Below are 10,335 nucleotides of genomic sequence, written 5' to 3'. Positions count from 1 at the left end.
ATTCCCGCTAGTCCATCTCCCCTCATCGGCCCCCCCATTTTTTCATGCTGAAACTACATCGCAATCAATGCGCCGCCGACGTATCCGCTACCCGCTTCGGCTTCGGCGCAAACCACACCGCCGCGGCCGCGAGGCCGAACGAGATCGCCGCCATCATGAAGATGTGATTGGTCGACAGCATGATGCTCTGCGACTGCAGCATCTGTTCCATGTTGGCGCGCGCCTGGTCGAGCGACATGCCGGCCTGCGCCAGGGTGTTGCTGACGTCGCCGAACTGATCGACCATGCCGGCCAGTTCCGCATGGTAGTAGATCGACTTGTTTTCCCAGCTTGTATTGACCAGCGAGGTGGCGATCGCGCCCGACATGGTGCGGCAGAAACTCATCAGGCCGGCCGCCGAGGCGGTCTCCGATTCTTCCACGCTGCTCAGCGCCAGGCCGGTCAGCGGAACGAAGAACAGCGGCAGACCGATGCCCAGCATCAGCAGCGGCCAGCCGATCTGGAAGTTGCTCATGTCGGTGGTGTTGAAGCTGCGGAACAGCGTCACCGCACCCAGCCACATCACGCCGATGAACACCAGCTTGCGCGGATCGACCCTGGTCGACAGCTTGGCCACGAACGGCGCCGTCAGCACCGCGAGGATGCCGGTCAGCGCGGTGGTTTCGCCCGAGTGTGTCGCGGTATAGCCCATGTAGCCCTGCAGCCATAATGGCGTCAGCACGGTGGCGCCGAAGAACGCGCCGAACGCCAGGCAGATCGTGGTGACGCTGGCGGTGTAGCCGCGATGGCGGAACACGCGAAGGTCGACGATAGGATTGCGCTCGGTCAGCTCCCAGATCAGGAAGGCGATGAAGCCGGCCGCGGCGATCAGCGCCAGCACCACGATTTCGGTGGAGGCGAACCAGTCTTTTTCCTTGCCTTCGTCGAGCATGAGCTGCAGCGCCGCGACCCAGATCACCATGAGGATCAGCCCGACCTTGTCGATCGGCAGTTTCAGCAGCGGCGACTCGTAGCGCTTGAGCATCTTCCATCCCATGTAGCCGCAGATCAGCGCCACCGGCACGTTGATGAAGAAGATGTAGGGCCAGCTGTACTGGTCGCACAGCACGCCGCCCAGGATCGGGCCGGCGATCGGTGCAATCAGCGTGGTCATGGCCCACAGGCCGACCGCGGCAGCCGCTTTCTCCTTGGGGAAGATGCGCAGCAGCAGGGTTTGCGACAGCGGCATCAACGGACCGCCGGCCAGGCCTTGCAACACGCGGAAAGCGATCAGCATGCCCAGCGAATTGGCCATGCCGCACAGCGCCGAGAACACGCCGAACAGGATCATCGATGTGATGAACACGCGCACCGTGCCGAAACGGTTGGCCAGCCAGCCGGTCAGCGGCACCGTGATCGCCTCGGCCACTGCATACGAGGTGATGACGTAGGTGCCCTGGCTCGACGAGGCGCCGAGCGCGCCCGAGATGGTCGACACGGAAACGTTGGCGATGGTGGTGTCGAGCACCGCGATGAAGTTGGCTGCGGCCAGCAACAGGCCTGCGCCGATCAGCTGCGCACCCTCCAGCGGCTTTAATGATGCATCGGAAAAATGGGATGACATGGTTGCCGCCTGATTACAGAGTCGGGGACTTTGCAGCGGAGGAATTCATCGCCGTGTTCTCCGAGCCGCTGCCGCTCTTGCCGCGCGTGTCGATCGAGACGTCCATCGACAAGCCCACGCTCAGCGGTTTCTCGGCCAGTTCCTTGCGGTCGATCGAGATGCGCACCGGCAGGCGTTGCACCACCTTGATCCAGTTGCCGGTGGCGTTCTGCGCCGGAATCACAGCGAATGCGGAGCCGGTGCCGCCGGCTACGCCGACCACGGTGCCGTGATATTCAATTGCGCTGCCGTAGATGTCGGCCTTCATCGTCACCGGCTGTCCCAGGTGCACTTGCGACAACTGACCTTCCTTGAAATTGGCGTCGACGTGCATGGAGCGGGTCGGCACCACCGACAGCAAGGCGGTGCCTGCCTGGACGCGTTGGCCGACCTGCACCTGGCGACGGGCGATTACGCCTTCCACCGGTGCGCGCAGCACGGTGCGCTCCAGGTCCAGCTTGGCCTGTTCCAGCTTGGCGCGCGCCAGCACCACTTCCGGGTTGGTGTCGACGGTGGTGTTGGCGGTCAGCACGGTGCTGGCTTTTTGCGCGCCGACGGTGGCGTTGCGATTGGCGTCGGCCTGGATCTTGCCGGCTTCGGCAGCCTTCAGGTTGGCCTGCATGGTCAGCACGGTGGTGCGCGCATTGGTCAACTCTTCACCCGAGACGGAGCCGGATTTTTCCAGTGCTTCGCGGCGACGCAGATCGAGTTCGGCGCGTTGCAGGTCGGCCTGGGCCGACAGCAATTGCGCAGCGGAGCGCTTCTGTTCGGCTTCGCGCGCCTGCACCTGTGCAACGAAACCGGTGTCGTTGGCGAAGTAGCTTTGCACGCGGCGTTCGGCGCGGCCCAGGTCGGCTTCGGCCTGCGCCAGCGCCAGCGTCGCGTCGCGGCTGTCGATCACGACCAGCACGTCGCCCTGATGGACGTACTGCGTATCGACCACGTTGACTTCGGACACGATGCCGTTGACGGCCGGCGTGACCTGCGAGATTTCCACGGCGGTGTAGGCGTTGTCAGTGGTCACGTAACGCGAACCGATGAAGTACCAGTAAGTACCGTAACCGATGGCGACCACGGCGACCACGCCGGCGAAAATGGTGAACAGCTTCTTGCGCTTGCCGGGCGCGTTGCCTGGAGCATTATCAGCCGTGGAAATGGTTTGAATGGCTTGGGAATCACTGTGCGACATGGCGTTTTCCTTCGTGGATATATTTGTTTGTATGGAGTCGATGCTGTGCGGCGCGCGGTCAGCTGGCGTGTTGATAGCCGCCGCCGAGCGCGCGCACCATCGACACGTCGAGGGCAAACAGGCGTGAGCGCAAGGTCGACAACTCGCGCAGATTGGTCAGCAGCGTGTCTTGCGCATTGAGCACGTCGAGGTAGTTGGTGAGGCCGCCTTCGTAGCGATTGCGTACGATGCGGTAGGCATCCCGGGCGGCGTCCGCGGCTGCTTCGGTGCGGTTGAGGCGGCCGCTCAGGGCGCGCTCGCTGACGGCGACGTCGGCCACGTCCTGCAAGGCTTGCGTGACGGCGCTGTCGTAGTTGGCGACGGCTTCGTCGTAGCTGGCGCTGGCCGAACGGAACTGGCCGCGCAGGCGTCCGCCTTCGAAGATCGGCAGCGAAATCGCCGGACCGAAACTGCCGATGCTGGAGCCCGACTGCGTCAGCAGATTGGTGCCCAGCGATTGGAAACCGAAGTAGGCGCTCAGGTTGACGTTCGGATAGAACTGCGCGCGCGCCACCTTGATCTGCTTGGCGGCGGCTTCGGCGCGCAGGCGTGCGGCGACGATGTCGGGACGGCGGCCGAGCAGGTTGGCCGGCAACTCCTGCGGCAGGTTGAACGGCTTCGACATGTCGATGACCGGCCGCGCCAGTTGCAGGCCGCGATCAGGTCCGGCGCCGGCCAGTGCCGCCAGCTTGTTGCGTTGCAGGGCGATCGATTCGTCCACCGCCATCAGATCGGCTTCGGCCATCGCGCGGCGCGCCACCACTTGCTTGACGCTGCCTTCGGTTTCGAGGCCATTGAGGCGGCGCTGAGCGAACAGGTTTTCAGTTTCCTGACGCACTTGCAATGCTGCCTGCGAGGTGTCGCGCTGGCTGAACAGACGCTCCAGTTCGGCGTAGCCGGCGGCGATCGAGGTTGCCAGCGTGATGCGCGCCTGGGCGGCGTCGGCGCGCGCCGCTTCCAGTTCGGAAGTGGCGGCGGCCAGCGCAGCGCGGTTCTTGCCCCAGAAGTCGATTTCGTAGCTGAAGTCGAGCGTGACGCGCGCTTCGTTGTTATAGCCGCGCGGCACGAAGTCGGCCGGCACGCCGTTGTTGTAGCTCTGCTTCATGCGATCGAGCGAGGCGTTGCCGGTGACTTGCGGCAACAGGGCCGCGCCCTGCTGCTGCGCCGCGCCTTCGGCTTTCAGCAAACGGGCGCTCGCCACCGCCATTGATGGTGCGCCGCGCAGCGCTTCGGCCATCAGCGTGTTGAGCTGCTTGTCGCCGTAGGCGGTCCACCAGTTGTCGTCGGGCCAGGCCACTGCTTGCGCATTGGTGGCATTCAGCGATTGCGAAGACTGGTAGGCATTGATGTCTTTGGGTTCGGCGCGCGGACCGAGGTCGGAAAACTGCGCGCAGCCGGCCAGCGTCAGCGCCGCGACGGCCAGCGCCGACAGCGTTGCAAGGCGAGGCAGGCCGGGCAGGCGAGGCTGGGGGTATCGGGATGCGTCTTGATCCCCTGAAACAGATGGAACTTGCATGATCGAAATCCACTCATAAGTAAACTGTACAGTTCAGTATAGTATTGACTTTTAACGACCGTCAAGCAAAACTAGGGGAAAATGGGGCTCGGCAAACGGCGCAAATGCTGCAAGCGCACAAAAAAGCAACAGCCCCGGGGAAAACCAGGCGGAGCCAGGTAATTGAATGGTTTCGCCGCAATGGCAAAGAAATTACATGCGCAAGAAGAGTGAAGAACGGCGGCAGGCGATCATCGATGTTGCTGCGGAAATATTTAACGAGATCGGATTCGATCGCGCCTCCATGGCGGAAATCTCGGCGCGCCTGGGCGGCTCGAAGGCGACCCTGTACAACTATTTTTCTTCCAAGGAAGAGATATTCTTGCAGGTCATGAAGCAGCAGGCCGGCATGCAGTTCGAGTCGCTGTTCGCGATCCTGATCGAGGACGACGGCAGCAGCGACATGCGCGATACGCTGCGTCTGTTCGCCAACAAATACCTGCACCTGATCTTGTCGCCGGAAGTGATCGCGGTGCGCCGCCTGCTGTACTACAACGCCGAGCGTTCCGATCTCGGCTGCATGTATTACGAGAACGGACCCAAGCGCGGCTGGCTGGTGATTTCCGAGTTCATGAAACGAGCGATGGATCGCGGCGACCTGCGCGAAGCTGACCCGTGGCTGACAGCGATCCAGTTTCGCGTCCTGGTCGAAGCCGAGTGGGCCGAAGGCCGCATCCTCGGCGTGATCACTTCAATGCCGCCGGCCAAGATCAAGGCGTCCGTGGAACGCTCTCTGGAGGCCTTCTTCCGCATCTACGGCGTCTGACGAAGCAGCTTCGCCGGCATCTTGCCACGACGTCATCATCCGATCACATTGCCGTGTGAAAATGCCGCGCCGGTAGTTCAGGGTCGCCTTGCAGGCCAGCAACCACGGCGCTTGCGCGTGGCCTTCCCGCAAAAATGAACGGTAAACAACCGCTTCCTTCCACGATGAAAAAAGCGCGCGCCTGCGTACCATTGATGGGACGATGCCGTTGTTGACGACGTCGTCTTTGCGCGCCCTTTCCGCTGCGCACCATTTTCACCATCTCCGTCCGAGGCAATCACATGCGCTGGTTCTATAACCTTAAAATCGCAAAAAAACTGGTCCTGTCGTTCCTGGCCGTCATCATCCTGACTGCGGGACTGGGCGCTTTCTCGATCGTCGAACTGATCAAGGTCAACCGAGCCTCGAGCGACATCGCCACCAACTGGATGCCGAGCGTCAAGGTCGGCCTGCAACTGCAGGCATCCATGTCGCGCTTCCGCATTTCCGAGCTGCAGCACATACTGGCGACGGAGGAAAAAGATTACGACGACGCCGAAAAGGCGATGAAGACGCGCATGGAGATCATTCGCAAGGACCTGGCGTCATACGAGCAGATGATCTCGGAACCGGAAGAGAAAGTGCTCTATCCGCAATTCCAGCAAACCATGCAAAAGTATCTCGCCGAGAACAAGAAGATCATGGAGCTGTCGCGCGCCAACCAGAAGGATGAAGCGCGTCTGCAATTCAAGGGCGAGTCGAACAAGCTGTTCCGTCAGGCGGTCGAGCAGCTGGGCGGCCTGGTCAAGATCAATGATGATGGCACCGTGCGTTCCAACGCCGAGGCCGACCACACCTTCAACGAAGCGCGCAACTGGATCCTCGGCCTGCTCATCGCCATCGTGGTGATCGCGATGACGCTCGCGGTGTGGGTCGCACGCATCGTGTCGGTGCCGCTCAACAAGGCTGTCGACGTCGCCCAGCGCGTGGCCGAAGGCGACCTCGGCGCCGACATCCGCTCCGACAGCCGCGATGAAACCGGCCAGCTCATGGATTCGCTCAAGGCGATGAACGACAGCCTGCTGCGTATCGTCGGCGAAGTGCGCACCGGCACCGACACCATCGCCACCGCGTCGACCGAAATCGCCAGCGGCAACCTCGATTTGTCCAGCCGCACCGAGCAACAGGCCGGCTCGCTGGAAGAAACCGCTTCGGCCATGGAAGAGCTGACCTCGACCGTGAAGGCGAACGCCGACAACGCGCGCCAGGCGAATCAACTGGCCGTCTCCGCCTCCGAAGTCGCACAGCAGGGCGGCGCGGTGGTCGGGCAAGTGGTCGACACCATGGGCTCGATCAACGAATCGTCGCGCAAGATCGTCGACATCATCAGCGTCATCGACGGCATTGCCTTCCAGACCAATATCCTGGCATTGAACGCCGCGGTGGAAGCCGCACGCGCCGGTGAACAGGGGCGCGGTTTCGCGGTGGTGGCGAGCGAAGTGCGCAGCCTGGCGCAACGTTCCGCCGCAGCGGCCAAGGAGATCAAGGTGCTGATCGACGACTCGGTGGAAAAGGTCGGCTCGGGCAGCAAGCTGGTCGAGCAGGCCGGCGTCACCATGAGCGAAGTGGTCGCCAGCGTGCGTCGCGTCACCGACATCGTCGGCGAGATCAGCGCGGCCAGCACCGAACAGAGCACCGGTATCGAGGAAGTCAATCGCGCCATTACGCAGATGGACGAAGTGACGCAGCAGAACGCTGCATTGGTGGAGCAAGCCGCTGCTGCCGCACAGTCGCTGCAGGAACAAGCCGGCAAGCTGGCGCAGGTGGTCAGCGTATTCAAGCTGCGGCGTTGACCTGCAGAAATGCAGGCATCACGCGCGGGAAGGGCGGCGCCTTCCCTGCCAAAAAACTGAAAAGCCCGCGACGCTCCGTCGCGGGCTTTTTTTACGTGTGTGGCGCCAACCCCGCGTAATCTCGCCGTCAGGAATGCGAGCTGGCATTTCCCCGGGCGCCTCGTATTCAGGCCGTGCAGCGTTACCGACGGCGTTGGACGAGTAATTTCCCTCAGGATTTCCCCTTGATTTCCGAGTCATCTATGCGAGTCGATAATGAGACAAGCGTATCGTCTCATGTGAATATCATTGCCTAACGGAAATTATTTGTGAGACTATGCGAAATTAGGCTAGATATTGTTAGTAACTAACGGGGTTTCAACTAGAGCGAATTTCAAACCGGGTTCCGACCGGGCAAACCGATGACGCCGGCTCCACATGACCACATCTGCACAAAGAAAAAATACAATGTTCCAGTGGCTACTGCTTAAAGAAAATGCCTTGAGCGCGGCGGAAAATACGGTCTGGAAAGAGAGCGCGCTGCGCATCATCCTCGTCGTTTTTGCGCGCCCTTTCCGCTGCGCACCATTTTCACCATCTCCGTCCGAGGCAATCACATGCGCTGGTTCTATAACCTTAAAATCGCAAAAAAACTGGTCCTGTCGTTCCTGGCCGTCATCATCCTGACTGCGGGACTGGGCGCTTTCTCGATCGTCGAACTGATCAAGGTCAACCGAGCCTCGAGCGACATCGCCACCAACTGGATGCCGAGCGTCAAGGTCGGCCTGCAACTGCAGGCATCCATGTCGCGCTTCCGCATTTCCGAGCTGCAGCACATACTGGCGACGGAGGAAAAAGATTACGACGACGCCGAAAAGGCGATGAAGACGCGCATGGAGATCATTCGCAAGGACCTGGCGTCATACGAGCAGATGATCTCGGAACCGGAAGAGAAAGTGCTCTATCCGCAATTCCAGCAAACCATGCAAAAGTATCTCGCCGAGAACAAGAAGATCATGGAGCTGTCGCGCGCCAACCAGAAGGATGAAGCGCGTCTGCAATTCAAGGGCGAGTCGAACAAGCTGTTCCGTCAGGCGGTCGAGCAGCTGGGCGGCCTGGTCAAGATCAATGATGATGGCACCGTGCGTTCCAACGCCGAGGCCGACCACACCTTCAACGAAGCGCGCAACTGGATCCTCGGCCTGCTCATCGCCATCGTGGTGATCGCGATGACGCTCGCGGTGTGGGTCGCACGCATCGTGTCGGTGCCGCTCAACAAGGCTGTCGACGTCGCCCAGCGCGTGGCCGAAGGCGACCTCGGCGCCGACATCCGCTCCGACAGCCGCGATGAAACCGGCCAGCTCATGGATTCGCTCAAGGCGATGAACGACAGCCTGCTGCGTATCGTCGGCGAAGTGCGCACCGGCACCGACACCATCGCCACCGCGTCGACCGAAATCGCCAGCGGCAACCTCGATTTGTCCAGCCGCACCGAGCAACAGGCCGGCTCGCTGGAAGAAACCGCTTCGGCCATGGAAGAGCTGACCTCGACCGTGAAGGCGAACGCCGACAACGCGCGCCAGGCGAATCAACTGGCCGTCTCCGCCTCCGAAGTCGCACAGCAGGGCGGCGCGGTGGTCGGGCAAGTGGTCGACACCATGGGCTCGATCAACGAATCGTCGCGCAAGATCGTCGACATCATCAGCGTCATCGACGGCATTGCCTTCCAGACCAATATCCTGGCATTGAACGCCGCGGTGGAAGCCGCACGCGCCGGTGAACAGGGGCGCGGTTTCGCGGTGGTGGCGAGCGAAGTGCGCAGCCTGGCGCAACGTTCCGCCGCAGCGGCCAAGGAGATCAAGGTGCTGATCGACGACTCGGTGGAAAAGGTCGGCTCGGGCAGCAAGCTGGTCGAGCAGGCCGGCGTCACCATGAGCGAAGTGGTCGCCAGCGTGCGTCGCGTCACCGACATCGTCGGCGAGATCAGCGCGGCCAGCACCGAACAGAGCACCGGTATCGAGGAAGTCAATCGCGCCATTACGCAGATGGACGAAGTGACGCAGCAGAACGCTGCATTGGTGGAGCAAGCCGCTGCTGCCGCACAGTCGCTGCAGGAACAAGCCGGCAAGCTGGCGCAGGTGGTCAGCGTATTCAAGCTGCGGCGTTGACCTGCAGAAATGCAGGCATCACGCGCGGGAAGGGCGGCGCCTTCCCTGCCAAAAAACTGAAAAGCCCGCGACGCTCCGTCGCGGGCTTTTTTTACGTGTGTGGCGCCAACCCCGCGTAATCTCGCCGTCAGGAATGCGAGCTGGCATTTCCCCGGGCGCCTCGTATTCAGGCCGTGCAGCGTTACCGACGGCGTTGGACGAGTAATTTCCCTCAGGATTTCCCCTTGATTTCCGAGTCATCTATGCGAGTCGATAATGAGACAAGCGTATCGTCTCATGTGAATATCATTGCCTAACGGAAATTATTTGTGAGACTATGCGAAATTAGGCTAGATATTGTTAGTAACTAACGGGGTTTCAACTAGAGCGAATTTCAAACCGGGTTCCGACCGGGCAAACCGATGACGCCGGCTCCACATGACCACATCTGCACAAAGAAAAAATACAATGTTCCAGTGGCTACTGCTTAAAGAAAATGCCTTGAGCGCGGCGGAAAATACGGTCTGGAAAGAGAGCGCGCTGCGCATCATCCTCGTGTCCGGTCTGCTGCTGGAATGCGGTATCGGCCTGCTCAGCGCCATCGACGCATTCAAGGTCGGCGCGTATTACATCATCGCCGTCGTGACTGGATTCTTCATCGCACTGGTGCTGGGCGTGCTGGCGTCGGTGCGGCGTCCGGCGATCGGCAGTGCGATCCTGATCACGACGATTTATGCGGCGTCGTTCTGCATGGTGTACTTCATCAAAGACGCCGACGTCGCCAAGTACGGCATCATGTTCGTCTACACGGCGCCGCTGATCGGCCGCATCTTCTTCGGTTCGCGCCTGGCGCTGGTGCTGATGACGATCAATGTATTCCCGTTCATGCTGCTGCTGCGCAACCAGCCGCTGCCGGTCTACCCGGGCCTTGATGCGCCGCTGGCCAATGCGCATGCCTATATCCAGTCGCTACTGTTCTTGTTCTTCAACATCTGCGTGCCGCTCGGCGTGTTTCGCCTGCTGCACGCGCTGGACGCCTCGATCCGCCGTCATCGTGCAGCCAGCAGCGAGCTCGAGAGCAGTCATGCGCAATACCAGGAGATTTTCGAAAACGCCGGCGGCGCGATCGTGCTGTGCGATGCGCAGGGACGCATACTCAAGGCCAACACGCTGGCCGACAATCTGA

The 10,335-nt window shown here is 61.3% G+C and carries 8 protein-coding genes; 4 read left to right on the top strand and 4 right to left on the bottom strand.

What is annotated here, in order from left to right; genetic code table 11:
• Nucleotides 1-64 precede the first annotated feature (64 nt).
• Genes HLUSI_RS0118595 through HLUSI_RS0118585 form a run of 3 tightly spaced genes read right to left on the bottom strand, consistent with a single transcriptional unit; the run spans nucleotide 65 to nucleotide 4,386 of the window.
• Nucleotides 65-1,603 (bottom strand): DHA2 family efflux MFS transporter permease subunit, encoded by a 1,539-nt coding sequence (locus HLUSI_RS0118595; RefSeq protein ID WP_016835383.1) that lies wholly within the window; start codon nucleotides 1,601-1,603, stop codon nucleotides 65-67.
• A 13-nt stretch (nucleotides 1,604-1,616) separates the two neighbouring features.
• Entirely contained in the window at nucleotides 1,617-2,831 is a 1,215-nt protein-coding gene (locus HLUSI_RS0118590) for an HlyD family efflux transporter periplasmic adaptor subunit (protein ID WP_016835382.1), read from the bottom strand.
• Nucleotides 2,832-2,889: 58 nt separating this feature from the next.
• On the bottom strand, nucleotides 2,890-4,386 hold the full coding sequence (locus HLUSI_RS0118585) for an efflux transporter outer membrane subunit (RefSeq protein WP_016835381.1): 1,497 nt from the start codon (nucleotides 4,384-4,386) through the stop codon (nucleotides 2,890-2,892).
• A gap of 196 nt (nucleotides 4,387-4,582) precedes the next feature.
• Here HLUSI_RS0118585 and HLUSI_RS0118580 point away from each other — a divergent pair, with 196 nt between their 5' ends.
• Complete coding sequence (locus HLUSI_RS0118580; RefSeq protein ID WP_016835380.1) at nucleotides 4,583-5,191, top strand: TetR/AcrR family transcriptional regulator; 609 nt, start codon at nucleotides 4,583-4,585, stop codon at nucleotides 5,189-5,191.
• Nucleotides 5,192-5,472: 281 nt separating this feature from the next.
• On the top strand, nucleotides 5,473-7,023 hold the full coding sequence (locus tag HLUSI_RS0118575) for a methyl-accepting chemotaxis protein (protein WP_016835379.1): 1,551 nt from the start codon (nucleotides 5,473-5,475) through the stop codon (nucleotides 7,021-7,023).
• Between the two features lie 329 nt (nucleotides 7,024-7,352).
• Here HLUSI_RS0118575 and HLUSI_RS32870 read toward each other — a convergent pair whose 3' ends face one another.
• Nucleotides 7,353-7,619 (bottom strand): hypothetical protein, encoded by a 267-nt coding sequence (locus tag HLUSI_RS32870; RefSeq protein WP_157137915.1) that lies wholly within the window; start codon nucleotides 7,617-7,619, stop codon nucleotides 7,353-7,355.
• Here HLUSI_RS32870 and HLUSI_RS0118570 point away from each other — a divergent pair, their 5' ends adjacent.
• Both HLUSI_RS0118570 and HLUSI_RS29525 read left to right on the top strand, forming a co-directional pair.
• Complete coding sequence (locus tag HLUSI_RS0118570; protein WP_016835379.1) at nucleotides 7,620-9,170, top strand: methyl-accepting chemotaxis protein; 1,551 nt, start codon at nucleotides 7,620-7,622, stop codon at nucleotides 9,168-9,170.
• Nucleotides 9,171-9,650: 480 nt separating this feature from the next.
• A partial coding sequence (locus tag HLUSI_RS29525; RefSeq protein WP_202946941.1) for a hypothetical protein occupies nucleotides 9,651-10,335 on the top strand: 685 nt, incomplete at its 3' end.

The organism is Herbaspirillum lusitanum P6-12 (assembly GCF_000256565.1).
GTDB lineage: Bacteria > Pseudomonadota > Gammaproteobacteria > Burkholderiales > Burkholderiaceae_D > Herbaspirillum > Herbaspirillum lusitanum.
This window is presented reverse-complemented; position numbering and strand designations above follow the sequence as displayed.